This is a genomic window from Microbacterium pygmaeum, from assembly GCF_900100885.1.
GTDB lineage: Bacteria > Actinomycetota > Actinomycetes > Actinomycetales > Microbacteriaceae > Microbacterium > Microbacterium pygmaeum.
This window is the reverse complement of record NZ_LT629692.1, coordinates 2,773,266-2,798,559: the sequence shown is the minus strand read 5'-3', so window position 1 is coordinate 2,798,559 and position 25,294 is coordinate 2,773,266. Positions and strand designations below refer to the sequence as shown.

At 69.4% G+C, this 25,294-nt stretch carries 23 protein-coding genes; 13 read left to right on the top strand and 10 right to left on the bottom strand.

The features are described from left to right. Positions 1-37: 37 nt before the first annotated feature. The 6 genes from pgl to tkt are packed head-to-tail and all read right to left on the bottom strand — an operon-like array spanning position 38 to position 8,160. Complete coding sequence (gene pgl, locus BLT19_RS13425) at positions 38-814, bottom strand: 6-phosphogluconolactonase (protein ID WP_091491163.1); 777 nt, start codon at positions 812-814, stop codon at positions 38-40. Next, complete coding sequence (locus BLT19_RS13420) at positions 807-1,763, bottom strand: glucose-6-phosphate dehydrogenase assembly protein OpcA (RefSeq protein WP_091494025.1); 957 nt, start codon at positions 1,761-1,763, stop codon at positions 807-809. Before BLT19_RS13420 ends, pgl begins: the two co-directional genes overlap by 8 nt. Continuing rightward, positions 1,760-3,310 (bottom strand): glucose-6-phosphate dehydrogenase, encoded by a 1,551-nt coding sequence (zwf, locus tag BLT19_RS13415; protein WP_091491160.1) that lies wholly within the window; start codon positions 3,308-3,310, stop codon positions 1,760-1,762. The genes BLT19_RS13420 and zwf overlap by 4 nt, the downstream gene beginning before the upstream one ends. Before the next feature lie 13 nt (positions 3,311-3,323). Then, on the bottom strand, positions 3,324-4,946 hold the full coding sequence (locus BLT19_RS13410; protein WP_091491156.1) for a glucose-6-phosphate isomerase: 1,623 nt from the start codon (positions 4,944-4,946) through the stop codon (positions 3,324-3,326). Continuing rightward, positions 4,943-6,064 (bottom strand): transaldolase, encoded by a 1,122-nt coding sequence (gene tal / locus BLT19_RS13405; protein ID WP_091491152.1) that lies wholly within the window; start codon positions 6,062-6,064, stop codon positions 4,943-4,945. Before tal ends, BLT19_RS13410 begins: the two co-directional genes overlap by 4 nt. Then, positions 6,061-8,160 (bottom strand): transketolase, encoded by a 2,100-nt coding sequence (gene tkt / locus BLT19_RS13400; RefSeq protein ID WP_091491149.1) that lies wholly within the window; start codon positions 8,158-8,160, stop codon positions 6,061-6,063. Before tkt ends, tal begins: the two co-directional genes overlap by 4 nt. Before the next feature lie 236 nt (positions 8,161-8,396). Between tkt and BLT19_RS13395 the strand changes: the two genes are divergently transcribed. Next, positions 8,397-9,335 (top strand): heme o synthase, encoded by a 939-nt coding sequence (locus BLT19_RS13395; RefSeq protein WP_091491147.1) that lies wholly within the window; start codon positions 8,397-8,399, stop codon positions 9,333-9,335. A 24-nt stretch (positions 9,336-9,359) separates the two neighbouring features. On the opposite strand, the gene BLT19_RS13390 is transcribed toward BLT19_RS13395, so the two are convergent. From BLT19_RS13390 to BLT19_RS13380, 3 genes are all read right to left on the bottom strand, one after another. Beyond that, on the bottom strand, positions 9,360-10,934 hold the full coding sequence (locus tag BLT19_RS13390; protein ID WP_091491145.1) for a cation:proton antiporter: 1,575 nt from the start codon (positions 10,932-10,934) through the stop codon (positions 9,360-9,362). Between the two features lie 85 nt (positions 10,935-11,019). Then, the gene (locus BLT19_RS13385; protein WP_091491142.1) at positions 11,020-11,529 is read right to left on the bottom strand and encodes a tetraspanin family protein; all 510 of its coding nucleotides are present in this window, start codon (positions 11,527-11,529) and stop codon (positions 11,020-11,022) included. 106 nt (positions 11,530-11,635) lie between these two features. Further along, positions 11,636-12,610: a COX15/CtaA family protein gene (locus BLT19_RS13380; protein WP_091491138.1), complete on the bottom strand. Its 975-nt coding sequence runs from the start codon at positions 12,608-12,610 to the stop codon at positions 11,636-11,638. Positions 12,611-12,889: 279 nt separating this feature from the next. Between BLT19_RS13380 and sufB the strand changes: the two genes are divergently transcribed. From sufB to BLT19_RS13320, 12 genes are all read left to right on the top strand, one after another. After that, positions 12,890-14,308, top strand: a complete 1,419-nt coding sequence (gene sufB / locus BLT19_RS13375) for a Fe-S cluster assembly protein SufB (RefSeq protein WP_091491136.1) — start codon at positions 12,890-12,892, stop codon at positions 14,306-14,308. Continuing rightward, positions 14,309-15,523 carry a Fe-S cluster assembly protein SufD gene (sufD, locus tag BLT19_RS13370; RefSeq protein ID WP_091491134.1) on the top strand — a complete coding sequence of 405 codons (1,215 nt, stop codon included), beginning with the start codon at positions 14,309-14,311 and terminating at the stop codon, positions 15,521-15,523. After that, positions 15,520-15,846: a non-heme iron oxygenase ferredoxin subunit gene (locus tag BLT19_RS13365; RefSeq protein WP_091491131.1), complete on the top strand. Its 327-nt coding sequence runs from the start codon at positions 15,520-15,522 to the stop codon at positions 15,844-15,846. Before sufD ends, BLT19_RS13365 begins: the two co-directional genes overlap by 4 nt. A 14-nt stretch (positions 15,847-15,860) precedes the next feature. Continuing rightward, positions 15,861-16,649 (top strand): Fe-S cluster assembly ATPase SufC, encoded by a 789-nt coding sequence (gene sufC / locus BLT19_RS13360; RefSeq protein WP_091491129.1) that lies wholly within the window; start codon positions 15,861-15,863, stop codon positions 16,647-16,649. Positions 16,650-16,658: 9 nt separating this feature from the next. Next, positions 16,659-16,988 carry a metal-sulfur cluster assembly factor gene (locus BLT19_RS13355; RefSeq protein ID WP_091491127.1) on the top strand — a complete coding sequence of 110 codons (330 nt, stop codon included), beginning with the start codon at positions 16,659-16,661 and terminating at the stop codon, positions 16,986-16,988. Between the two features lie 62 nt (positions 16,989-17,050). Continuing rightward, entirely contained in the window at positions 17,051-18,208 is a 1,158-nt protein-coding gene (locus BLT19_RS13350; RefSeq protein ID WP_091491124.1) for a MalY/PatB family protein, read from the top strand. Continuing rightward, on the top strand, positions 18,205-19,584 hold the full coding sequence (locus tag BLT19_RS13345) for an MFS transporter (protein ID WP_231917662.1): 1,380 nt from the start codon (positions 18,205-18,207) through the stop codon (positions 19,582-19,584). The genes BLT19_RS13350 and BLT19_RS13345 overlap by 4 nt, the downstream gene beginning before the upstream one ends. A 25-nt stretch (positions 19,585-19,609) precedes the next feature. Further along, on the top strand, positions 19,610-20,539 hold the full coding sequence (locus BLT19_RS13340) for a siderophore-interacting protein (protein ID WP_091491121.1): 930 nt from the start codon (positions 19,610-19,612) through the stop codon (positions 20,537-20,539). Then, complete coding sequence (locus BLT19_RS13335) at positions 20,536-21,546, top strand: FecCD family ABC transporter permease (RefSeq protein WP_091491119.1); 1,011 nt, start codon at positions 20,536-20,538, stop codon at positions 21,544-21,546. Before BLT19_RS13340 ends, BLT19_RS13335 begins: the two co-directional genes overlap by 4 nt. Beyond that, on the top strand, positions 21,543-22,595 hold the full coding sequence (locus BLT19_RS17865; RefSeq protein WP_231917661.1) for a FecCD family ABC transporter permease: 1,053 nt from the start codon (positions 21,543-21,545) through the stop codon (positions 22,593-22,595). Before BLT19_RS13335 ends, BLT19_RS17865 begins: the two co-directional genes overlap by 4 nt. Beyond that, complete coding sequence (locus BLT19_RS17860) at positions 22,592-23,425, top strand: ABC transporter ATP-binding protein (protein WP_269457413.1); 834 nt, start codon at positions 22,592-22,594, stop codon at positions 23,423-23,425. The genes BLT19_RS17865 and BLT19_RS17860 overlap by 4 nt, the downstream gene beginning before the upstream one ends. A gap of 66 nt (positions 23,426-23,491) precedes the next feature. Continuing rightward, complete coding sequence (locus tag BLT19_RS13320) at positions 23,492-24,523, top strand: ABC transporter substrate-binding protein (protein ID WP_091491117.1); 1,032 nt, start codon at positions 23,492-23,494, stop codon at positions 24,521-24,523. A gap of 75 nt (positions 24,524-24,598) precedes the next feature. Here the strand turns inward: BLT19_RS13320 and BLT19_RS13315 are convergent, their stop codons facing one another. Further along, on the bottom strand, positions 24,599-25,249 hold the full coding sequence (locus BLT19_RS13315) for a biotin transporter BioY (RefSeq protein ID WP_091491114.1): 651 nt from the start codon (positions 25,247-25,249) through the stop codon (positions 24,599-24,601). Positions 25,250-25,294 lie beyond the last annotated feature (45 nt).

The window sequence follows — 25,294 nt, the reverse complement described above, 5'->3', positions numbered from 1 at the left end:
CGTTCGTAGCCGCGATCTCGTTGCGCGCCCGAACGGCTCAGTATTCCCCGTCGATGAGCTCCGGCGGGACCTGCGCCGCGGCCGCATCGTCGACGAAGAAGACGGTGCGCTTGCGACCCTTCGCGCCGGCTGCCGGCACTGTCGCGTAGCTGGCGCCCGCGAGGGCGAGCCCGAGGGGCGCCGCCTTGTCGGCGCCGGCCAGCACGAGCCAGACCCGCTTCGACCCGTTGATCACGGGCCGCGTCAGTGTGATGCGATCCGGCGGTGGCTTCGGTGAGTCGCGCACGGCGACCGCCGCGCGATCGGTGACCAGGATCTCGGGTCGGTCCGGGAAGAGCGAGGCGATGTGGCCATCCGGCCCGACGCCGAGGAAGCAGATGTCGAACGAGGGCCACGGCGTGCCGTCGACCTGTGGATGCTGCGCCAACTCGGCCGCGTACCGCGCGGCCGCGGCATCCAGATCGATCCCGTCATCGCTGGCCGCGATGGCGTGCGTGTGCGCACCCGGGAGGGCATCCAGCAGTGCCTCGCGCGCCTGCTTCTCGTTGCGCTCCGCGTCGCCGCGTGCGACGAACCGGTCATCACTCCACCAGAAGTGCACGCGTGACCAGTCGACGCGGTCGCGGCGGGGGTGCGCGGCGATCGCGGCGAGCACCGCCGCGGCCATCCACCCACCGGTGAGGGAGACGTGCATGTCATTGCCCGCAGCGGTTCGCTTGGCGACCCTGTGCAGAAACCGAACGGCGACCGAGTCCGCCAGAGCAGCGGGATCCGAACTGATCACGACCCGCTTCTCGATGGTGAACTCAGCCATGCGTCTCCTGCGTCGCCGGTGGGCCCAAGAGCTCCCAGCCCTCGGTGATCACTCGACCATACAGGACGTCCGGATCGAGTCGCCGGAGCTCCTCCGCGAGGCATTCGCGCAGGGTGCGGCGCGGGAATGCGAGGTCGTGGACGGGCTGGCCGGGCTGGGTCAGCACCGCGACCGCAGGACTCGGACGCTCCAGGCGCACCTCTCCGCTGTCGCGGACGAGCGTCACGGACTTGATGCCGTGCGGCCACTCCTCAGCGTCCAGGTAGCCCCAGTCCACGGGGACGTCCAGGGCGAGGCGCAGCCACGCCGCCAGCAGCGCCGTCGACGGGGAGTCGGAGGCGCCGCGGACGCGGACGGAGCGGACTGGCTCGTAGGGCGGCTGGTCGAGGATCGCGGCGAGCTGCTCGCGCCAGCGCGTCAGCCGCGTCCAGGCCAGATCGGTGTCACCGGGGGAGTACTGGTCGCCGAGCCCCGCGACCCACGCGGAGGGGTCGGCCTTGGTCGCCGCGTCGGTGATCCGCCGCTGGGCGATCTTGCCGATCGAGGTCTTCGCAGGGTTCTTCGGCGTCTTGTTCGGCCACCACACCACGACGGGAGCGTCGGGCAGCAGCAGCCCGGTGACCAGGCTCTCGAGATTCGAGTCGCCCGCCTGACCGTAGACGCGCAGCGTGACGACCTCACTGGCACCCGCGTCGCCGCCGACGCGGATCTGCGCGTCCAGCCGGGCATCCTCGGTGTCCTTCGTGTCGAGCATCACGACGATGACGCGCATCGGGTGCTCGCGCGAGGCGTCGTTCGCCGCTTCGATGACCTCTTCCATGGCGCCTTCGCGCGTCAGGATGATCAGGGTGAGCACACGGCCGAGCGCGACCGCGCCGCCTTCTTCGCGCACGCTGACCAGCGCGCGCGAGATCTTGCTGACGTTCGTGTCGGGCAGATCGACGATCATGGACGCCTCCAGGTGCGGCCGTCGCGGGCGAGCATCTCGTCCGCCGACGCCGGGCCCCACGACCCGGGTGAATACTGTTCCAGGGGTCCGCCCTGCTGCGTCCAGAACTCCTCGATCGGATCGAGGATCTTCCAGGAGAGCTCGACCTCCTCATGCCGGGGGAACAGGGGCGGGTCGCCGAGGAGCACGTCCAGGATGAGGCGTTCGTAGGCCTCGGGGCTGGCCTCGGTGAAGGCGTGGCCGTAGCCGAAGTCCATCGTGACGTCCCGCACCTGCGCGCCGGCACCGGGCACCTTCGAGCCGAAGCGGATCGTGACACCCTCATCCGGCTGCACGCGGATCACGAGGGCGTTCTGGCCCTGACCCGAAGTCTGGTTCCGCGAGAACAGCAGCTCGGGTGCCCGCTTGAACACGACGGCGATCTCGGTGACGCGGCGGCCGAGGCGCTTCCCGGTGCGCAGATAGAACGGAACGCCCGCCCAGCGGCGGGTGTTGATCTCGAGCGTGATGGCCGCATACGTCTCAGTCGTGGACTTCGGGTTCATCCCGTCCTCCTCGAGGAAGCCGAGGACTTTCTCGCCGCCCTGCCATCCGCCGGCGTACTGACCTCGCGCGGTCGAGCGCGCGAGGTCCTCAGGGAGGGTGACGGCGGCCAGGACCTTCTCCTTCTCCGCCCGGAGGTTGGCCGCATCGAACGAGATCGGCTCTTCCATCGCGGTGAGGGCGAGCAGCTGCAAGAGGTGGTTCTGGATGACGTCGCGCGCCGCACCGATGCCGTCGTAGTAGCCGGCACGACCGCCGACGCCGATGTCCTCAGCCATCGTGATCTGCACGTGATCGACGTAATTGCGGTTCCAGATCGGCTCGTACAGCTCGTTGGCGAAGCGCAGCGCCAGGATGTTCTGCACCGTCTCCTTGCCGAGGTAGTGATCGATGCGGAAGATCGAATCCGTCGGGAACGCCGAGCGCAGCGCGTCGTTGAGTTCCCGGGCCGAGTCGAGGTCGTGGCCGAAGGGCTTCTCGATCACCACGCGCCGCCAGCGATCGGGCTGATCGGCCGTCTCATCCACCAGACCGGAGTTCTTCAGCTGCTCCGCGACGATCGCGAAGTCCTTCGGCGGGATCGACAGGTAGTACGCATGGTTGCCCATGGTCCCGCGTTCGACGTCGAGCTTCTCCACGGTCTCGCGGAGTCGCTTGAACGCGTCGAGGTCGCCGAACTCGCCGGAGACGAAGCGGATGCCCTGCAGCAGCTGCTGCCAGGTCTCGTCGCGGAACTCCGTCCGGGAGTGCTGCTGGACGGCCTCCTTGACGACCTCGGCGAAATCCTGATCCTCCCAGTCGCGGCGTGCGAATCCGACCAGCGCGAATCCGGGCGGCAACAGGCCGCGGTTGGCCAAGTCGTAGACGGCGGGCATGAGCTTCTTGCGGGAGAGGTCTCCCGTGACACCGAAGATGACCAGGGCGCTCGGACCGGCGATGCGGTTGAGGCGGTGATCCTCCGGGTCGCGCAGCGGATTGTGCCCCCGCGAGATCTCGACGGTCATATGATGGCGGCTCCTATTGGGCGGCTTCGAAGAGCGTGAGCACCTCGGCCTGGGGATCGGTGAGCGTGAGGGTGACCACGGGGCGTCCGTGCCCGTCCGCGAGGACGGCGGCATCGCCGGCGGCCTGCGCGTCGATGAGCTGCCCGAAGGTGAACGGTCGACCGGGGATCTCGAGGTCGATGTCGGTGCGCTCGAGGATCTGCAGGAAGACGCCCACTGCCGGGCCGCCCTTATGGAACTGTCCTGTCGAGTGGAGGAAGCGCGGACCCCACCCGAACGTGGCGGGGCGTCCCGAATCGGCGGCGACGAGCTCGCGCAGGCCCTGCAGCTGCGGCAGGCGCAGCCGGTCGACGTACGCCTGGACCGACACGTACCCGTCGGCGGGAAGCCGCGACCACAGTGCGTCCAGGACCCCGGCGACCGTGCCGTCGGCGGCCAGTGCCGGATCCGACACGCGCACCTCGACGCCGTCGAGGACGAACGCCGGCGCGGTGGGCTCCGGACGCGCCTCGAGCAGACCGCGCGTGGCGACCTTCGCCGATTCGACGTCGGGCTGGTCGAATGGGTCGATCCCCAGCATCCGCCCCGCGATGGCCGTCGCATACTCCCACACCACCAGCTGGGCGCCGAGCGAGCCGCTGATCAGCACCTCGCCCTCGTGGTGCTCGAAGAGGTGGAAACGGGCGGCCTCGTCGACCAGGCGCACGATCTGCAGATCAGCCGGCTTGGTCTCCAGCTCGGGGGAGACGGGCAGGAGGACGACGGGCAGGATGCCGGTGCCGTCCTTGCCGGTGGACTCGGCGACGAGCTGCTCGATCCAGTCGGGCAGCCCGATGATGTGCGTGCCGTCGGTGACCAGGCCGAGCTTGTCGCGGCGCGGTGCGCCGCCGGCGATCGCCGCCGCCAGCACCAGCGCCGGGTTCTCCGGGCTGTCGATCGCCACTTCGAGCAGGGTCGCGTCGGCTTCGTCGAGGAGTTCCGAGATGTCGACGCCGGCCAGGCCCGTGGGAACCAGGCCGAAGGCCGTGAGGGCGGAATAGCGGCCGCCGACCGTCGGGTCGGCGTTGAACACCCGGTATCCGTCCGCCCGGGCCGAGGCATCCAGCGGCGAGCCCGGGTCGGTGACGACGACGATGCGCTCAGCGGGGTCGATGCCGAGGTCCCGGAAAGCGGCCTCGAAGGCGCGCTTGGCCGAGTCGGTCTCGACCGTGGAACCGGACTTCGACGAGACCACCAGGACGGTCTGCTCGAGGCCGCCGGCCTCGGGGTCGCCGTCCAATGCCGCCAGCACCTGACCTGGTGCGGTCGAATCGAGGATCACGAGGGGAATACCGGAGGTCTGCGCGATCACCTCCGGGGCGAGCGAGGAACCGCCCATGCCCGCCAGGACGATGCGGGTCAGACCCCGGGCGACGAGATCGGCGCGCAGCGCCTCGATCTCGGGGACCAGTGGGCGCGACACCGACACCGCCTGCACCCAGCCCAGCCGCTGCGCGGCCTCCGCCTCTGCCGCCTCGCCCCACAGGGACGAGTCGCCGGCCGTGATGCCGGATGCCACGAGGTCGGCGATCAGGCCGGGAAGCGTCTCGTGGACCACCGCCTTCACGTGGCCGGTGAGATGGATGTCGAAGCTCATCGAGCGCTCTCCGCTGCCTTCGCAGCCTCGAGCGCGTTGGCCACGGTCTCCTGCAGCTCGTGCCAGGACGCGATGAACTTCTCCACGCCTTCGTCCTCGAGCACCTGGGTGACATCGGCGAAGTCGACGCCCGCGTCGCGCAGGCTGTCGAAGTACGCGTGCGCCTCGGCGTACCGGCCGGTGACCTGGTCGCCCTCGACGACGGCGTGGTCGAAGGTGGCCTCGAGCGTCTTCTCGGGCATCGTGTTCACAGTGCCGGGCGCGTCGAGCTCGGTCACGTAGAGCGTGTCCGGCAGCGCCGGATCCTTGACGCCGGTCGAGGCCCACAGCGGGCGCTGCACGTTCGCGCCCTTGGCGACGAGGTCCTGGGCGCGCTGTTCGGCGAACTTCTGCTCGAACAGCTCGTAGGCCAGGCGGGCGTTCTCCACGCCGGAGCGGCTCTTGAGCTTCTCCGCGTCGCCGCCGAGCACGGTCAGGCGCTTGTCGACCTCGGTGTCCACGCGGGAGACGAAGAACGAGGCGACCGAGTGGATGTCGGCGAGGTCGTGGCCTGCCGCGGCCGCCTGCTCGAGGCCGGCGAGGTACGCGTCGATGACCTCGGCGTAGCGCTCCAGACTGAAGATGAGAGTCACGTTCACCGAGATGCCGGAGCCGATGACCTCGGTGATCGCGGGGAGCCCGGCCTTGGTGGCGGGGATCTTGATCAACACGTTGGGGCGGTCCACGCGAGCGGCGAGGTCCTTCGCCTGCGCGATGGTGGCCTCGGTGTCGTGCGCGAGATCGGGCGAGACCTCGATCGACACACGGCCGTCCACGCCCTTCGTCTCGTCGTAGACGGGGCGGAACACGTCGGATGCCGCGCGGACGTCGTCGGTGGTGATCTCGAAGATCGCCTCGTCGGCCGTGGCGCCCTTGCCGGCGAGGACCGCGACCTGACCCTCGTACGCTTCGCCCTTGCTGAGCGCGCCGGCGAAGATCGTCGGGTTGGTCGTGACGCCGCTGACGTTGCGCGTCGCGATCAGGTCGGCGAGGTTCCCGGAGATGATGCGCTGGCGGGAGAGGTCGTCCAGCCAGATGCTGACGCCGTCGGCGACCAGCTGTGCGGTGGGGGTGCTCATGCGTTGTTCTCCTTGATCGTCGCGTGTGCGGCCTCGACGACGGCCTCGGCGGTGATGCCGAACTTCTCGAACAGGGTCTTGTAGTCGGCCGATGCACCGAAGTGCTCGATCGAGACGGTGCGGCCCTTGCCGCCGACCAGGTGCAGCCACGGCATCGCGATGCCGGCTTCGACCGACACGCGGGCGGTGACGGATGCCGGCAGCACCGACTCGCGGTACGCCGCGTCCTGCTGGTCGAACCACTCGAGGCTCGGCGCGGACACCACGCGTGCTCCGATGCCGTCCGCGGCGAGCGTCTCGCGCGCGGCGACGGCCAGCTGCACCTCGGAGCCGGTGGCGATCAGGATCACGTCGGTGGTGCCGGTCGGCGACTCCGCGAGCACGTACGCACCGCGGGCTGCGAGGTCCGCCGAGGCGAACGCCTCACCGGATGCTTCGCCGTTCCCGCGCTCGAACACGGGGATGTTCTGCCGGGTCAACGCGATGCCGGACGGGCCGGCATGCCGGCGGAGCATCTCCAGCCACACCACGGCCGTCTCGGCGGCGTCACCGGGACGGACCACGGTGAAGTTGGGGATGGCCCGGAGCGTGGCCAGCTGCTCGATCGGCTGGTGTGTGGGGCCGTCTTCTCCAAGCGCGACCGAGTCGTGGGTCCACACGAAGATCGACGGGATGTTCATGAGGGCCGCGAGGCGCACCGGCGGGCGCATGTAGTCGCTGAAGATCAGGAACGTCCCGCCGAAGGGCCGGGTGGGTCCGTGCAGCTTGATGCCGTTGACGATCGCGCCCATCGCGTGCTCGCGGATGCCGAAGTGCAGGACGCGCCCGTACGGGTCACCAGACCATTCGTGGGTGGACCACTCGGCTGGGATGAACGACTTCGCGTCCTTGATGGTGGTCAGGTTCGACTCGGCGAGGTCGGCGGAACCGCCCCAGAGTTCGGGCAGCTCGGCCGCGAGCGCATTGATGACGGTGCCGGATGCCGCGCGCGTGGAGACGTCCTTGCCCGCTTCGAAGACCGGAAGCGCATCGGCGATGCCCTCGGGGAGCTCCTTGGCCTCGAGCCGGTCCAGAAGCGCCTTGCGGTCCGGGTTGGCCGTAGCCCATGCATCGAAGTCCTTCTGCCAGGCCGCGTGCGCCTCTGCGCCGCGCTGGACGAGCTCGCGCGTGCGGGTCAGGACGTTCTCATCGACCACGAAGGTCTGCTCGGGGTCGAATCCCAGCACTTCCTTTGTGGCCTTGAGCTCATCGGCGCCGAGCGCTGATCCGTGGATCTTCCCGGTGTTCTGCTTGCCGGGGGAGGGCCAGCCGATGATCGTCTTGAGGATGATGATCGACGGCTTCCAGGTCTCACCCTGCGCTGCCTCGATGGCTGCGTGCAGCTCGGCCACGTCCTCGACGTACTGACCGGTCTTCTTCCAGTCGACGGTCTGCACGTGCCAGCCGTAGGCCTCGTAGCGCTTGGCGACGTCCTCGGTGAAGGCGACGTTCGTGTCGTCCTCGATGGAGATCTGGTTGGAATCGTAGAAGGCGATGAGGTTGCCCAGTTCCTGGTGGCCTGCGAGGGAGGACGCCTCGGAGGTCACACCCTCCTGCAGGTCGCCGTCACCGGCGATCACGTAGATGCGGTGATCGAACGGGGATGTACCGGGCGCGGCATCCGGATCGAAGAGTCCGCGCTCGTAGCGGGCCGCATAGGCGAAGCCCACCGCGGAGGCGAGGCCCTGACCGAGCGGCCCCGTGGTGATCTCCACGCCGTCGGTGTGGCCGTACTCCGGGTGACCGGGCGTCTTGGAGCCCCACGTGCGCAGCGCCTTGAGGTCGTCCAGCTCGAGGCCGAAGCCGCCCAGGTACAGCTGCACGTACTGCGTGAGCGACGAGTGGCCGGCGGAGAGGATGAACCTGTCCCGGCCCAGCCAATGGGTGTCCGAAGGATCGTGGCGCAGCACCCGCTGGTAGAGCAGGTAGGCCAGCGGAGCGAGGCTCATCGCCGTACCGGGATGGCCGTTGCCGACCTTCTCCACCGCATCCGCCGCGAGCACCCGCGCGGTGTCCACCGCGCGCCGATCGATTTCATCCCAACGCAGATCCGACACCGGGCCGCCTTTCTCAGAGGGAGTGCACCCGAAGACATGGACCGCGTCACCGTTCGGGAGCAGTCCGCGCAGGGCGCGCGTGTCCTCTCAGCATAGCGAAGCCGTCCTCTTCGCCGACCATGGTTGACCTCGTATGACGGTGCGTGGATGATCACCCCGGACCCCTCCGGCGAACCGGGAGAGCCGGCCCGATGCCATAGACTCGGAAGGCTGTCGGAATGCTGAAACGGGGGGCGATGGACACCACGATGAGCTCGGGGGTCGGCTCGCTCGCGGCAGACGCGACACGACCGCGTTCGCTCGGCCGGACGATCCGCGCCTACGTCGCGCTGACCAAGCCGCGCGTGCTGGAGCTGCTGCTGGTCACGACGGTGCCGGTGATGATCCTGGCGCAGGGCGGCTTCCCGAACGTCTGGCTGGTCTTGGCGACCGTCGTCGGCGGCTCCCTCAGCGCCGGCTCCGCCGCGGCGTTCAACATGTACCTCGACCGCGACATCGACGCGCACATGCAGCGGACCGTGAACCGGCCGCTGGTGACCGGCGAGGTCTCACCGCGCGGCGCGCTTCTCTTCGCGTGGACGCTCGCCGCAGCATCCACCATCTGGCTGGCCCTGACCACCAACTGGCTCGCCGCGGCCCTCTCCGCCGGCGCCATCTTCTTCTACGTCGTGATCTACACGATGATCCTCAAGCGTCGCACCGAGCAGAACATCGTCTGGGGCGGCATCGCGGGATGCTTCCCGGTGCTGATCGGCTGGACGGCCGTGACGGGTTCGCTCGCCTGGCCGCCGGTCATCCTGTTCGCGCTGGTGTTCCTGTGGACGCCGCCGCACTACTGGCCGCTGTCGATGAAGTACAAGGACCAGTACGAGGAAGTGCACGTGCCGATGCTGGGCGCGACGCGCAACGGCTCGCAGGTCGGCCTGCAGGTCATCCTGTACGCGTGGGCGACCGTGGCGTGCTCGCTGCTGCTCATCCCGGTGGCCGGCATGGGGCTGGTGTACTCGGTCTCGGCGATCGTGTTCGGCGGCTGGTTCATCTACGAATCGCACCGGCTGTACACGCGGGCGGTACGCGGCACCGAACCGCGTCCGATGCGCGTGTTCCACGCTTCGATCACCTACCTCACGCTCCTGTTCGTCGCGATCGCGGTGGACCCCCTGCTTCCCTTCTGACCGGAGCGGCAGTCCTCCGCACGCTCAGTCGGGCCGTGGGAACTGCGCCCGCAGCGCCGTCTCCTCGGCGTCGATCGCCTGCAGCGCGGCGACGATGGCGGGTTCCTGGAAGCGTCCCTCGATCCGTGCTCGCAGCACCGCGGCGCGCTCGGCCTCCAGCATGGCGCTGCGCAGCCGCAGCTTGGCCTCCAGCTGGGGGATCGACGCATCGGGGCCGTACTCGTCCAGCGTCTCGCCGAGGAAGCCGGCGTCGCCGCGCAGCAGGTCGGCGACATGCTGCTCGTCGGGGGTGACCTCCTCCTCGTCGAGGCGGTCGATACCCGCCTGCCGCGCCTCGACCATGAGCAGCCGGCGCTCGGTGAGCTCTTGCGTGAAGCTCGGTGCCGGGAGCTTGAGGCGGCGGATGATCCACGGCAGGGCGAGGCCGCCGACGAGGCTCGCGACGACCACCACGAATGCCAGGAACTGCAGATAACTGCGCGAGGGGGTCTCCGGCGGGAGCAGGAAGACGGCGGCGAGCGTGACGACTCCGCGGACACCCGCTGAGGCGACCGCGACGCCGCTACCCCACGCCCAGCCGCGCTCCCGCAGCCGGGCGGGCCCCTTGCGGTAGAGCAGGGTGGTCGCCATGACCCAGGCGAACCGGGACGCGACAAGCGCGAGCAGGATGCCGGCGCAGATCACCACCGTCTGCCACAGCCCTGGACCCGTGGTCATCGCGCCCGCCAGGATGCCGCGCAGGTTGAGGCCGATGAACAGGAACACCGCGTTCTCGAGGAGGAACTGGATGGTGCGCCAGTTCAGCCGTTCCGCGACACGCGCCTCCGCCGAAGCGACCCACGGCGCCCTGAAGCCGAGGTAGAGACCGGCGATGACGACCGCCAGCACACCGGAGCCGTGCAGGAACTGCCCGATGAGGAACGCGGCGAACGGGGTGACCAGCGTCAGGGAGGTGTCCAGCACGGCGGAATGCAGGCGCGACCGGACCAGCGAGACGACCCACCCGACCGCGAGGCCGACCGCCATGCCGACCACGACCGCGAGGACGAAGTCGAGGGCGACTTCGGTGGGTTCGACGACGCTGATGATCGCCGCGATGGCCGCGTTGAGGGCGACCAGCGCCGTCGCATCGTTCAGCAGGCTCTCGCCCTCGAGGATCGTCACCACGCGCCGGGGCAGCTTCAGGCGCCCCGCGATGGCGGTGACGGCGATCGCGTCGGTCGGTGCGATCACCGCCGCGAAGGCGAAGGCTGCGGCGACGGTGATCGCCGGGACGAGCAGAAGCGTGGCGAATCCGACGGTGACCACGGTGAAGGCGACGAGCCCGACCGACAGCAGAAGGATGCTATCGCGCCGGGCGCGGATGTCCACGAGGGAGGTGCGGATCGCCGCCGCGAACAGGAGCGGGGGCAGGATGCCGTACAGGATCAGGTCGGGTTCGACCTGGATCTGCGGCACGGCGGGGACGAAGGAGACCGCCCCGCCGACGATGACCAGCGCCACCGGCGCCGACCAGCCGATGCGACCCACCAGACCGGTGACGACGACGGTCGTGAGCACGAACGCCACGATCCAGCTGATCGTCGCAACGGCATCCACGCAGTCAGTATCCCGGCTGAGGGCGGGCACGGCCACTCAGGTGGCCGGCCCGCCCCCGGGGGCCCGGATCGTTCGCGGGGGAGGCTCAGCGCTGCGGCGCAGCCTCCGAGTCGGCGGCGGCGGTCCGCGCGGTGGAGGTCGGCTCGGCGGGAACCGGCTCGGCGGCGGTCTGCTCGGCGGCGGTCGGCTCGGCGGGAGCCGGCTCGGCGAAGGCGACGACGGGCTCGGCCGCGGCTGCGGGCTCGACGGCGACGGGTTCGGACACGATGTCGTCGTGGGCGGTGTCGTTCGCGTCGCTCCAGGCGATGGTCTCGACGACCGCGACGCCGGGGGCGGGCAGCAGCGAGCGGACAGCGCCCAGCACGAGCGCGAGGGCGAGCCCGATCAGACCCGTCGCCATCAGGATGCCGCCGACGATCGCCCAGACCTGACCGACGTAGACCTCCAGGCCGGTGGCGGTGCCGTCGGTGAGCGTGGCGCTCATGACGCCGAGCTTGTCGGTGGTCAGCCACAGGCCGAATCCGATCGCGGCGAGCGATCCGGCGATCAGGATCCAGAACGGGATGCTGCGGACGAGACTGGGGCGTGCGGACATGGAGGGCTCCTCAGAGGGGGGACGGGGATTCGGGCACGACGGCGCGAGATGGGATTCAGCTTGTCCGACGAGACCGAGCCCGTCGTGTGCGGTTGCAATGAGTTGGCTATGAGTCGGTTGGCGTCTTCAGATGCAGCACGACCGCGGTCATCGCCGCCACCAGGAGCACGGCCAGCACCATATGGATGTTCACCAGCACGATCGGCAGGCCGGTGCGCGCCTGCCAGAGCCCGACCGCGACCTGCGCGACTTCGACAGCCAGCAGCAGCCCGGTCCACAACGGCAGCCGCAACGCCGCAGGCATCCGCCAAGAGGCCGCGAACAGGACCAGCGTGACCGCGAGCAGCGCGTACGCCGGCCAGGAGTGGACGTGCTGCATGAATTCCGGGTTCAGCCCGTTCCGCTTCGCGCCGCCGTCACCGGCGTGCGGGCCCGACCCCGTCACCAGGATGCCGACCACGACCGTGATCGTCACCAGGAGCGTCGTCAGGTGCGTCGAGACGGCGTACCAGACCGGCACTGCCCGCTTCCGGGGTCCTGGTACGGCGTACGCGCGGAAGACGAGGACGGCCGAGAGGGCGACCAGCACGACCGAGGCGAAGTAGTGCAGGCCGACGACGTACGGGTTGAGATTCGTCAGGACCGTGATGCCGCCGATGATGGCCTGCAGCGGGACATAGAGGCCGATTGCGAGGGCGAGCCAGAACAGATCGCGTCGCTGCCGCCGCATCCGCACCACGAACAGGAAGGTGACGATCGCCACGATCACGAGGACGAACGTGAGCAGGCGGTTGCCGAATTCGATGACGCCGTGGATGCCCATCTCAGGCGTGTTCACCAGAGATCCGGGCGTGCATGTGGGCCAGGTCGGGCATCCGAGACCCGAGCCGGTCAGACGGACCAGGCCGCCGGTGCCGACGATCCCGATCTGCACGACCAGGGTCGCCCATGCGGCCGCGATCACCCGACGGTCCACGCTCGACGGCAGCTGACGCCACGCCCAGCGGAACCACCCCAGGAGCGCGTTCCACAACCGCTGGAGCGCGCCGGGGCGCAGGTCGGTACGGGGGTCCGCGGACATCGCGTCTCGCCTCCTGGGAATGACCTCCGGGGACGTGCCCGGAGGGGGTCCACGCTCCCCGGGACGGGGCGGAACCTGTAGAATCAAGGGGTTCGGTATGCGGCGCAGTCGCGCTATTCGCATCACTGACAGTGTAGGCGCGCAGGACGGCGCCACTTGAGAGGGCCCACCAGCGACGTTCCCCCCCTAGTGTTTTCACGCATGAACGCATGAACGCACGACGGGATCCGGAATGCCGGGGCGGATGACACCGTTGCGGTCCTAGAGGAGAGTGTGACCATGTCTGATGTGCTCATCGATCGACCCGAACTCGAAAGCCTCGGCCAGTACGAATTCGGCTGGCACGACGAGGACGCTGCCGGCGCCACGGCGCAGCGCGGCCTGAGTGAGGCCGTCGTCCGGGGGATCTCGACGCTCAAGAGCGAACCCGAGTGGATGCTCAAGGCGCGTCTGAAGGGCCTGCAGCTGTTCGAGCGCAAGCCGATGCCCACATGGGGTGCCGACCTGAGCGAGATCGACTTCGACAACATCAAGTACTTCGTACGCTCCACCGAGAAGCAGGCTGGTTCCTGGGAGGAGCTTCCCGAGGAGATCCGCAACACCTACGAGCGCCTGGGCATCCCGGAGGCGGAGCGTCAGCGTCTGGTCTCCGGTGTGGCCGCGCAGTACGAGTCCGAGGTCGTCTACCACCAGATCAACGAGCAGCTCGAGGCGCAGGGTGTCATCTTCATGGACACCGACACCGCGCTGCGGGAACACCCCGAATTCTTCACGGAGTACTTCGGCACCGTCATCCCGTCCGGCGACAACAAGTTCGCGGCGCTAAACACGGCGGTGTGGTCCGGTGGGTCGTTCGTCTACGTGCCGCCCGGCGTCCATGTGGAGATCCCGCTACAGGCCTACTTCCGCATCAACACCGAGAACATGGGTCAGTTCGAGCGGACGCTGATCATCGCCGACGAGGGCTCGTACGTGCACTACATCGAGGGCTGCACGGCGCCGATCTACAAGAGCGATTCGCTGCACTCGGCCGTGGTCGAGATCATCGTCAAGAAGAACGCACGCGTCCGGTACACGACGATTCAGAACTGGTCGAACAACGTCTACAACCTCGTCACCAAGCGGGCCATCGCCCACGAGGGCGCGACGATGGAGTGGATCGACGGCAACATCGGCTCGAAGGTCACGATGAAGTATCCGTCGATCTTCCTGGTCGGCGAGCACGCCAAGGGCGAGACGCTCTCCGTCGCATTCGCCGGTCCCGGTCAGCACCAGGACGCCGGCGCCAAGATGATCCACATGGCGCCCTACACGCAGTCCTCGATCGTGTCGAAGTCGATCGCTCGCGGCGGTGGCCGCGCCGGCTATCGCGGTGAAGTCCGGGTCGAGGCGAACGCGCACCACTCGGCCAACACCGTTCGGTGCGATGCGCTGCTGGTGGACTCGATCTCACGATCGGACACCTACCCGTCGATCGACATCCGGGTTGATGACGTCCAGCTCGGCCACGAGGCGACGGTCTCGAAGGTCAGCGAGGAGCAGCTGTTCTACCTGATGAGCCGTGGCATGCCCGAGGACGAGGCGATGGCGATGATCGTGCGCGGATTCATCGAGCCGATCGCGCGGGAACTTCCCATGGAGTACGCCATGGAGCTCAACAAGCTCATCGAGATGGGCATGGAAGGATCGGTCGGCTAGATGACGGCGACCACTCAGGCACCCGCAACGGTGCCCTCTACGAACGTGCCTCCCACGAACGTCCCGGGTTCGACGCCGCACAGCGACGGCGGCTGGGCCCCCATCCAGACCCGCTCGGAGCGGTTGACCTCGTACGACCCGACGGCATTCGCCGTTCCCACCGGCCGCGAGGTCAACTGGAAGCACACCCCGATGGACCGGATCGCAGCGCTGCTGCGCAACGAGGCCGGACCGCACGGGGTCATCGAGGTTTCCGTCGATGCACCGGCCGAGGTCGAGCAGCTGTTCCTGCGCGCAGGCGATGCCCCGCGCGGCGAGGTGTTCGCACCCGAAGACCTGCCGGCCGCGATCGCCTGGGTGCAGGAGGACGAAGCCCCCCTGCTGCGCATCCCGCAGGACGTCGAACTCGACGAGCCGGTCATCATCCACCTGGACGGCACCGGTGGCCTCGCCCATGCGCACGTCATCCTCGAGGCCATGCCGAACTCGCGCGCGACCGTCGTGCTGCGTCACGCAGGCTCGGCGCAGCACTCGCAGAACGTCGAGATCATCGTCCGCGACGGCGCTCGACTGACCGTCGTCTCGGTGCAGCGCTGGGACGACGACGCCGTGCACCTGTCCTCCCATCAGGCCCGGGTCGACCGGGACGCGCTGCTGACCCACGTCGTCGTCAGCCTCGGCGGAGGCGTCGTGCGGGTGAACCCGTCCGTCGAGCTCGCCGGTGCCGGCGCCGAAGGCCGCCTCCTCGGACTGTCGTTCTCCGATGCCGGCCAGCACCTGGAGAGCCAGGTCTACCTCCACCACAAGGGGCCGGAGACCCGCGGCGACGTGCTCTACAAGGGCGCGCTGCAAGGTGTGGGCGCGCGCAGCGTCTGGATCGGCGATGTGCTGATCGGCCCGGATGCCGTGGGTACCGACTCCTACGAAGCCAACCGCAATCTCGTCCTGACGGACGGCGCGCGGGCTGAGTCGATCCCGAACCTCGAGATCGAGACCGGAGACATCCGAGGTGCCGGCCACGCCAGCGCGACCGGACGCTTCGACGACGAGCAGCTGTTCTATTTGCAGTCCCGCGGCATCAGCGAGGAAGAGGCGCGCCGTCTCGTCGTGATCGGATTCCTCAGCGACATCGTCCAGCGGATCGGCATCCCCTCGCTTGAGGCCGAGCTGCACACCGCCATCGAGGCGGAGCTGCTGGAAGGATCCGTGCAGTGACCGCGACCCGCGTGTGCGCACTGAGCGAGCTCGAGCAGGATTCCGCCATCCGTGTGGAGGTGGAGGGCGTCGCTATGGCTGTCGTCCTCGACTCCGCGGGCGAGGTCCACGCCATCGGCGACGTCTGCACGCACGGCGACATCTCCCTCGCCGAGGGATTCGTCGACGGCGACACCCTCGAGTGCTGGGCGCACGGCTCCGCGTTCTCCCTGCGCACCGGCCAGCCACTCAATCTCCCCGCGTACGAGCCGGTCCCGGTCTTCGCGGTCACCATCGACGGCGACGATGTGCTCATCGACCCCGCCGTGAAAAAAGCAGTCTGACGAAAGAAGCCACCATGTCTGTCCTCGAGATCCGCGACCTGCACGTGACGGTCGAGACGGATGCCGGCACCACACCGATCCTCAACGGTGTGACCCTGACCATCCGCAAGGGTGAGACCCACGCCATCATGGGTCCCAACGGCTCCGGCAAGTCCACCCTCGCCTACACGATCGCCGGTCACCCCAAGTACACCGTCACCGGCGGCACCATCACGCTGGACGGCGAAGACGTGCTCGCCATGACCGTGGACGAGCGCGCGCGCGCCGGCCTGTTCCTCGCGATGCAGTACCCGGTGGAGATCCCCGGCGTGACGGTGACGAACTTCCTGCGCACCGCCAAGACCGCGATCGACGGCGAAGCGCCCGCGATCCGCTCCTGGACCAAGGACGTCAAGCACTCCATGAAGAACCTCCGCATGGACCCCAAGTTCGCCCAGCGCAATGTCAACGAGGGATTCTCCGGCGGTGAGAAGAAGCGGCACGAGATCCTCCAGCTCGAGCTGCTCAAGCCGCAGATCGCCGTGCTCGACGAGACCGACTCGGGTCTGGACGTCGACGCGCTGAAGATCGTCTCGGAGGGCGTGAACCGCGCAAAGGCCGACACCGATCTCGGGGTGCTGCTGATCACCCACTACACGCGCATCCTGCGCTACATCCACCCCGACTTCGTGCACGTCATGGTCGCGGGCAAGATCGTCGAAGAGGGCGGACCCGAACTGTCAGTCCGCCTCGAGGACGAGGGGTACGACCGGTTCCTGGACGCGTCGACGAGCTCCGAGGCCGACATCGAAGTGGACGCGTAGGATCACCCTATGACCGCGACGCTCGCACCCGAGAAGTACGACGAGGTCCAAGAAGCCCTGAAGGACGTCATGGACCCCGAACTGGGGATCAACGTCGTCGACCTCGGACTGATCTACGATCTGGGCTGGGACGACGAGAACGACGCCCTGGTGATCCACATGACGCTGACCAGCGCAGGATGCCCTCTGACCGACGTGCTGGAGGAGCAGACCGCCCAGGCGCTGGACGAGGTCGTGGAACGATTCCGCATCAACTGGGTGTGGATGCCGCCGTGGGGTCCGGAGCGGATCACCGACGACGGTCGCGACATGATGCGCGCTCTCGGCTTCGCCATCTGAGCCGGACTACCCCGCATGACGGGCGCAATGAGATCTCCGCGGCCCGTCGATAGGCTCGTCCGATGAGCGTCACCCCCCTGCAGGCACTGCCCCTCGAACTGCTGCGACAGCGCTCCAGCACGAAATGGCGCAAGTACCCGGAAGAGGTGCTGCCGTTCTTCGTCGCTGAGACCGACTACGAGCTGGCGCCCCCGATCACCGAGGCCCTGACACGTGCCGTCCGTCTGGGCGACACCGGGTACACGCCGCCGGATCCGGGCGTCCGCGAGGCGTTCGCGGGCTTCGCAGCGCGCCGATTCGGGTGGGATGTCGACCCGGCACACATCTTCTGGACCGGCGACGTCATGATGGGTGTCGTCGAGATCCTGCGCCGGGTGATCGAGCCCGGCGAGCGCGTCGTGGTGATGACTCCCGTGTACCCGCCGTTCTTCGACACCGTCGAGGAGGCCGGCGGGGTCATCGAGCGCGTCCCGCTCGCTCGCACCGATCGCGGCTGGGGGATCGATCTGACCGGTGTCGAGGCCGCGCTCCGTGCCGGCGCGCGAGCGGTGCTGTTGTGCAATCCGCACAATCCGACCGGAACCGTGCACGCGCGCGAGAGTCTCGCCGCACTGGCGCTTCTCGTCGAGCGGTTCGATGCGATGGTGATCAGCGACGAGATCCACGGGCCGCTGACCTATGCGCCGGGGGGCTTCACGCCCTACCTCACCGCCTCGGCCGCAGCGGCGGCGCGCGGCTACGCGGTGACCAGCGCCAGCAAGACCTTCAACCTGGCGGGGCTGAAGTGCGCGGTCATGATCGCGGGCGGCGCGACGCAAGCGCGAGTGCTCAAGGCCCTGCCGGCCGAGGTGGAATGGCGGACCGGGCTCTTCGGCGCGCTCGCCAACGTGGCGGCCTACTCTGCGGACAGCGATGCGTGGCTGGACAGCCTGATGGCCGCGCTCGCACAGAACCGCGCGCTGCTGGGGGAGCTGTTGCGCGAGCACCTGCCGCTCGCGCGATACCGGGCTCCGGATGCCGGATTCCTGGCGTGGGTGGACGTGTCCGCGTACGGATGGGGCGACAACCCAGCGCCCCATCTGCGGCGCGAGGCGAAGGTCGCGCTGCACCACGGCCCGCTGTTCGGCGTCGAGGGCAAAGGTCACGTCCGCATCAACTTCGGCTGCGCACCCGAGGTCCTCCGCGAGGGGATCGAGCGCATCGGCGCGCTCGTGTCGTGAGCGGAGCGTCCACGCCGGCCCCTCCTTCGCAGAGCGTCTGGGGGCCGCAGTACGTGTGGGTGACCGTCGGTGCTGTGGCGCTCATCTTCCTCGCTGCGATCCAGTCCCTCGCCGTGACCACTGTGATGCCGATCGTGAGCGCCGATATGGACGGCGAGGCCCTCTACGCCGTCGCGTTCGCCGGGACCCTGGCCACGAGCGTGATCGGAATGGTCGCCGTCGGGGCGTGGAGCGATCGGTCCGGACCCAAGGCGCCGTTGTACGCGGCAGTCGGCCTGTTCGTGGTCGGCCTCCTCGTGGCCGGATTCGCCACGACCATGCCGACCCTCGTCGTCGGGCGGCTGATCCAGGGCCTCGGGACCGGCGGGCAGACCGTGGCCCTCTACGTGGTGGTCGCGCGCGTCTACCCGTCGGCGATCCACGGCCGGGTGTTCGCAGCGTTCTCCGCCGCGTGGGTGATCCCCTCGCTGATCGGGCCGTTCCTCGCGGGGGCGGTCACCGAGTATCTGCACTGGCGGTGGGTCTTCCTCGGCGTCGCGGTGCTCAGCCTGGCGGCATTCGCGATGGTCGCGCTGCGTCTGCACGGCCTCCCGCTGCACACCGAAGCGCCACTGCGCGGACGCGTCGCGGGGCGCCTGCTGTGCGCGGTCGCCGTGGCGGCAGGCGCGCTCGCGCTGAGCCTCGCCGGCGAGCTCGGCGGCTTCGCCTGGGCCGTGGTCGCGGCATCCGCACTCGTCATCGGCCTGGCCGCGCGTCCGCTGCTCCCGCCGCGGACCCTGCTCGCCGCGCGCGGACTCGCCAGCGTGGTCCTGATGCGCGCGCTCATCGCCGGAGCGCTGTTCGGTGCCGAGATCTACGTCCCCTACCTGCTCATCGAGGACTACGGGTTCTCGCCCACGTGGGCAGGACTCGGGCTCACCGCCGCCGCACTCGCGTGGGCTGCCGCCGCCGAGGTCCAGGGACGCGTCGGGGAGCGGCTGGGGAACGTCCGGATCACCCTGATCGGGCTCGCGCAGCTGCTGTTGGCCGTGACCGTCGCGGCGGCGACGGCGGCGTGGCACCTGCCCGCTGCGGTGCTCATCCTGGGGTGGATGTTCGCCGGGAGCGGGATGGGGCTGATGTACCCTCGGCTCACGGTGCTGACCCTGGCGTACTCGACGCCGCAGAACCAGGGCTTCAATTCATCAGCGCTGTCGATCTCGGACTCGATCGGCGCGGCGACCACCATCGCGGTGATGGGGCTCGTGTTCACGACGCTGCAGGGGACGGATGCGGCATTCCCTGCGGTCTTCGCGATCGCCGGCGTCCTCTCGCTGCTGGCGCTGATCCCCGGTCTGCGGCTGGGCGCCGCGCGCTCACGTCGAATTGGAGCCTGAGCAAGGGCAGGCTACCCTAATCTGCATGACCTCGACCGAGACCGTCGTCCGGCCCGCATACCGCCCGTACCGCGTCGGCGTGTCGCATGTGCAGCAGCTGACGCCCCACTTCGTGCGCGTCACCTTCACCGGCGATGAGCTCGTCCACTTCGGCACTGCCGGCCTGGATCAGCGGATCAAAGTCGTCCTCCCGCATGACGACGGATCGTTCACCGACTTCGGTCAGGACGAAGCGGCCGGCGACTGGTACGACCGCTGGCGCGCTCTGCCCACCGAGGAGCGCAACGTCTTCCGCACCTACACCGTGCGGCGGGTCGATGCCGGAGCGGGCCGGGTCACCGTCGACTTCGTCGTCCATCACGACGCTGGACCCGCCGGCGAGTGGGCCGCTGCAGTGACGGTCGGCGATGAGCTGATCCTCGTGGGCCCCGACAGCAGGAGCGAACACTCCGCGGGCGGCATCGACTGGCACCCCGGTGACGCCGACCGTCTGCTCCTGGTCGGCGATGAGACGGCCGCGCCGGCCATCTGCGCAATCCTCGAGTCGCTGGACGCCGGTCTCGATGTCGACGCGTTCATCGAGGTGCCCACCGCGGCCGATACGCTCGACCCGGCGGCGCCGGAGTCCTTCCGGGTGCGCTGGCTCGCCCGCGACGACGCCCCGCACGGATCCCGCCTGATCGAGGCGGTGACCCGGTGGTCCGAGCAGCACGCGAGCGTCCTCGAACGGGCCGCGGCGCCCAGGCCACAGGAACTGGAGGAGATCGACGTCGACCGCGAACTGCTCTGGGACAGCCCTGACACGGGCGAGGGCGAGTTCTACGCATGGATGGCGGGCGAATCCGCGACCATCAAGCAGCTCCGACGACTGCTGGTCAGCGTCTGCGGTGTCGATCGCAAGCGCGTGGCGTTCATGGGGTACTGGCGGCTGGGTCAGTCCGAGCGCACCGAATGACCCGATCGTCGCGTCTGCGGTTCGGACTCGTCCTGATCGGGATGCTGGCGCTGCTCGTGATCACCGTGGCCCTCAGCCTCGGTGTGGGCGCACGGCCGGTCGCGCCGGCTGTCGTGATCGACGCGCTGCTGCGGCCGGACCCGGACAACGCCGATCACATCGTCGTGCTCACCCAGCGGGTGCCGCGAACGGTGATCGGCATCGTCGCCGGCGGCGCGCTGGCGCTGGCCGGAACCGTTATGCAGGGGCTCACCCGCAATCCGCTCGCGGATCCGGGTCTGCTCGGTGTGAATGCCGGTGCGTCTGTCGCGGTGCTGGGCGCGATCACGCTGCTGGGCATCGCCAGCCCGCGCGGCTTCATCTGGTTCGCGTTCGCCGGTGCGGCCGTCGCCGCGGTCGTGGTCGCGTTGATCGGGGCTCGTGGGCCGGACGGCGGGAATCCGGCGAAGCTCGCACTGACCGGCGCGGCCGTGACCGCCGGGCTCACCGCTGTCACGACGCTCATCCTGACGACCCAGACTGTCGCGCTGGATGTCTACCGGTACTGGGCAGTCGGCGGGCTCGCCGCGCGGGGCCTCGACTCGGTGGCGACGGTGGGCATCCCTGTGCTCATCGGCGTGCTCCTCGCGCTGCTGTGCGGCCGAGGCCTGGACCTGATCGCGCTCGGAGAGGACACGGCCAGCGGCCTGGGTCACGACGTCGGCCGCACACGGGCGGTGGGGATCCTCGCGACCGTGCTGCTGTGCGGCGGTGCGACCGCGATCGCCGGACCGATCGTGTTCCTCGGCCTCCTCGTCCCGCATGCACTGCGCGCCGTCGTCGGCAGCGACTACCGACGCCTCCTGGTCCTGGCCGTCCCGGCCGGGGCGAGCGTGCTGCTGCTCGCGGATGTCCTCGGACGCGTCATCGCGCTGCCCGGCGAAGTGCAGGCCGGAATCGTCGTCGCCTTCGTCGGTGCGCCGGTGCTCATCGGACTGGTGTCCCGTCGACGGCAGATGGTGCTGTGAGCGTCGTGGAGCTGGTCGCGCTCGCGTCCGTCCCGCCCGCCGTCGACGCCGTGCGACGTCGGGCCCGGCGCCGCAAGACGATCGTGCTCTCCTGTGCGATCGCGGTCGCTGTAGTGCTCGCGGTGCTCGCGCTGTCGCTCGGCGACTACCCGCTCTCGCCCGCCCAGCTGTGGCAGACGATGTGGGGCGGCGGGTCGCGCGCGGAGAGCTACGTGCTGTTCCAGGTGAGGATGCCGCGGCTGATGATGGCGCTGGTGGCCGGCGCTGCGCTCGGCGTCGCCGGTGCGCTGCTGCAGGGGCTGCTCGGCAATCCGCTGGCCAGCCCCGATCTGCTGGGCATATCGGGCGGCAGCGGCGTGGCGGCCGTTTTCGCGCTCGTCGTGATCGGGACCACCGGACCCCTGCTCGCCGTCGCGGCGTTCGCCGGCGGCATGGCAGTTGCGGCGCTCCTGCTGCTGGCCGGGCGCGCGCAGCTGGACGCCGGCTACCGGCTGATCCTCGCGGGTGTCGGCCTGTCCTTCCTGTGCATCGCCGTGATCGACTTCCTGATGGTGCGCGCGAAGATCGAGCAGACCGAGATGGCGCTGCTCTGGCTCACCGGCAGCCTGTCATCGACGCCGTGGTGGCAGGTCGCCACAGTGGCGGCAGTGCTGCTTCTGGTCACGCCCGCTCTCGTCGCGTCCGCACGGTGGCTGCCCCTCATCCAGCTCGGGTCGCCTGCAGCCACTGGCCTGGGGGTTCGGCCCGTGCGCGTCCGCGTGATCGTCGTCCTGTCAGCGGTGCTCCTCACCGCGGTGACGTGCGCGTTCGTCGGGCCGATCTCCTTCATCGCGCTGTGCGCGCCGGCGATCGCCCGCCCGCTGCTGGGCGGCGCCGCGATCGGTCTGGGCACCAGCGCGGTGATCGGCGCGTCCCTGCTGGCTGCCAGCGACCTGGTCGCACAGTTCGCCATTCCGGGCCTCCAACTCCCGGTCGGCGTCGTGACCGGCGCTGTCGGCGCGGTGTTCCTGCTCTGGCTCCTGGCCTCATCGAAAGGACGTCACCTGTGACCGTCGATTCCGCACTGCGCACGCTCCCGCGCCTGAGCGCACGGAAGCTGCATGCCGGCTATCCGGGCCGCCGAGTCATCGAGGACCTCGATCTGGAGATCACTCCCGGCCGGATCACGATGATCATCGGCGCCAACGCCTGCGGGAAATCGACGCTGCTCGGAGTGCTCGCGCGCCTGCGCGCGCCACTTGGCGGCACGGTGGAGCTCGATGACGTGGACGTCTCGACCATCGCCCGCCGCCGGTTCGCGCGGACGGTGGGGTTGCTGCCGCAGCATCCGACCGCTCCGGACGGACTCTCCGTCGCCGACCTCGTCTCGCGAGGCAGGCATCCGCATCGAGGCGTCTTTCAGCGCTGGAACGCGGCCGACGCCGCTCACGTCGACGAGGCGATGGCGTGGACGGGCGTCACCGAATTGGCCGACCGGCCCGTCGGCGACCTGTCCGGAGGGCAGCGCCAGCGAGTCTGGATCGCGATGGCGCTGGCGCAGGATCCGCAGATCCTGCTGCTGGACGAGCCGACGACGTTCCTGGACCTGAGCCACCAGATCGAGGTGCTCGATCTGCTGCGCGAGCTGAATCGCAGCCGAGGCACCACGATCGTGGTCGTCCTACACGATCTCAATCTGGCGGCGCGGTACGCCGACGAGCTCGTGGTGATGTCGCAGGGGCGCATCGTCACCCAGGGCGCGCCACGAGATGTGCTGACCTCGCAGGTCGTCGCCGAGGCGTTCGCGCTCGAGGCGCTCGTGATGCCCGACCCGCTGACCCAGACCCCGCTGGTCATCCCGGTACCCGGCGGCGCGCACGCGGCGGCCGACCGGGGCTGAAGCACCGAGCCCATTCACCCACCGACCCCACCACCTGTTCATCACCTGGAGAAAGGACCCACAGACATGATCCGCACGCACACGAGGTTGCTCCTGGCCCTGGCCGCCACCGGGGTCGCAGCGCTGTCCCTTGCCGGCTGCGCCGGCACCGGCACCCCGACATCGACGGCCAGCGCGGGAGGGGACGCGGCGGCGTTCCCCGTGACGATCGCATCGGCGCTCGGCGATACGGTGATCGAGTCGGCGCCGGAACGCATCGCAACCTGGGGGTGGGGTGCCACCGATGCCGTACTGGCCCTGGGCGTGGCGCCGGTGGCCATCCCGTCCGACGACTACTCCGGCGGCGATGACCGGATGCCGCCGTGGATCTCCGATGCCATCGAGGAGCTCGGCGGCGATGCACCGGTCATCCTCGACTCATCGGCGGCCGAGATCTCTGTGGAAGAACTGCTGGCGGCTGATCCGGATGTGCTGCTGGCACCCTACTCGGGTATCACCCAGGACGAGTACGACGCGGTCACCGCGGCGGGCATCCCGGTCGTCGCCTACCCTGACGCTCCGTGGACGACGCCGTGGCGCGACGTCATCTCGATCACCGGCGAGTCGCTCGGCCTGGTCGATGAGGCCGACGCGCTGCTGGACGAGCTGGATCAGACCGTCGCCGAGGCCGCTGCCGCGCACCCGGAGTTCGCCGGCACGTCGATCGCCTACATCGACGACGACGTGGACACCTTCTACATGTACCTGCCGGCCGATTCCCGTGTCGAGATCCTCGAAGACCTCGGCTTCGCCACGCCCGAGAGCGTCACCGCCCTCGACGCCGGTGAGGGGACCTTCTACACGACCGTCAGCTACGAGAACCTCGACAAGATCGATGCCGATGTGATCCTCACGCAGGCCGAGGAACAGGCTACCCTCGACGAGTTCCTCGGCTCCGACCGGGGCCAGCTGATCCCTGCCGTGAAGAAGGGCGCCGTGGCTGACGTGGTCGGCGCCGAGAACGCGAGCGCCGTCTCGCCCACCGCCCTCACACTGCCCTGGCTGCTGCCGACGCTGGTCGACAAGCTCGCCGCGGCGACCGCGGTCGCGCAGGGCTGAGACCCGGACCCGCAGCGGATTGCGCTGCACCGAGAACGCCCCGACCGGCCGGTCGGGGCGTTCTCGGTGCGGCGCTCAGTTCTTGTGTGCGTCCGCGCGGCGCACGAGCGCCCAGGTGGCGGGCACCAGCATCGCCGCGAAGGCCGCCTTGATGATTCCGGGGACGATGAACGGCAGCACCCCGGCCGCCAGCACGGAGGCCACCGTGACGTCCTGCCCGAGCACCGCGGACAGGATGAACGCCATGTAGGGCACGCCGATCACGAAAGGGATGATGCTCGCGGCCACGAAGCCGATGAAGGCCAGGGCGGGCTTGCGGTCCCAGGCGCGCTGGGCGAACCACCCGGCGACGAACGCCGCCGGGATGAAGCCGAGGATGAATCCGAAGGACGGCGACAGGACGTAGAGGGGACCGGCGATCGGGCCCGCGAAGATCGGAAGACCGGCCAGACCCAGCAGCAGGTAGGTCGTCAGGCTCGCTGCGCCGCGCGCCGCGCCCAGTGCCGCGCCGACCACGATGACGCCGAGGGTCTGCCCCGTGATCGGGATCGGGCCGATGAAGAACGACACCTTCGCCAGGAGCGCCACGACCGCCACCCCAGCCAGCACCAGCGCCGCATCGACGGCGAAGGCGCGTGCCCGCGTGGACGGGCGGGCGATCAGGTCGGCCAGGACTCGGCGGCCGGGAACGGGAAGGGCAGGACTCGGGGCGGCGGTGAGGGACATGGATCTCCTTCGGCGAGCGGCCCGCGGGAAGGGAGGGTGGGCCTC

Coding starts and splice junctions, on each gene's coding strand:
- pgl (WP_091491163.1), bottom strand. CDS start 814: ATGGCTGAGTTCACCATCGAGAAGCGGGTCGTGATCAGTTCGGATCCC.
- BLT19_RS13420 (WP_091494025.1), bottom strand. CDS start 1,763: ATGATCGTCGATCTGCCCGACACGAACGTCAGCAAGATCTCGCGCGCG.
- zwf (WP_091491160.1), bottom strand. CDS start 3,310: ATGACCGTCGAGATCTCGCGGGGGCACAATCCGCTGCGCGACCCGGAG.
- BLT19_RS13410 (WP_091491156.1), bottom strand. CDS start 4,946: ATGAGCTTCGACATCCATCTCACCGGCCACGTGAAGGCGGTGGTCCAC.
- tal (WP_091491152.1), bottom strand. CDS start 6,064: ATGAGCACCCCCACCGCACAGCTGGTCGCCGACGGCGTCAGCATCTGG.
- BLT19_RS13395 (WP_091491147.1), top strand. CDS start 8,397: ATGGACACCACGATGAGCTCGGGGGTCGGCTCGCTCGCGGCAGACGCG.
- BLT19_RS13385 (WP_091491142.1), bottom strand. CDS start 11,529: ATGTCCGCACGCCCCAGTCTCGTCCGCAGCATCCCGTTCTGGATCCTG.
- BLT19_RS13380 (WP_091491138.1), bottom strand. CDS start 12,610: ATGTCCGCGGACCCCCGTACCGACCTGCGCCCCGGCGCGCTCCAGCGG.
- sufB (WP_091491136.1), top strand. CDS start 12,890: ATGTCTGATGTGCTCATCGATCGACCCGAACTCGAAAGCCTCGGCCAG.
- sufD (WP_091491134.1), top strand. CDS start 14,309: ATGACGGCGACCACTCAGGCACCCGCAACGGTGCCCTCTACGAACGTG.
- sufC (WP_091491129.1), top strand. CDS start 15,861: ATGTCTGTCCTCGAGATCCGCGACCTGCACGTGACGGTCGAGACGGAT.
- BLT19_RS13355 (WP_091491127.1), top strand. CDS start 16,659: ATGACCGCGACGCTCGCACCCGAGAAGTACGACGAGGTCCAAGAAGCC.
- BLT19_RS13350 (WP_091491124.1), top strand. CDS start 17,051: ATGAGCGTCACCCCCCTGCAGGCACTGCCCCTCGAACTGCTGCGACAG.
- BLT19_RS13340 (WP_091491121.1), top strand. CDS start 19,610: ATGACCTCGACCGAGACCGTCGTCCGGCCCGCATACCGCCCGTACCGC.
- BLT19_RS13335 (WP_091491119.1), top strand. CDS start 20,536: ATGACCCGATCGTCGCGTCTGCGGTTCGGACTCGTCCTGATCGGGATG.
- BLT19_RS13320 (WP_091491117.1), top strand. CDS start 23,492: ATGATCCGCACGCACACGAGGTTGCTCCTGGCCCTGGCCGCCACCGGG.
- BLT19_RS13315 (WP_091491114.1), bottom strand. CDS start 25,249: ATGTCCCTCACCGCCGCCCCGAGTCCTGCCCTTCCCGTTCCCGGCCGC.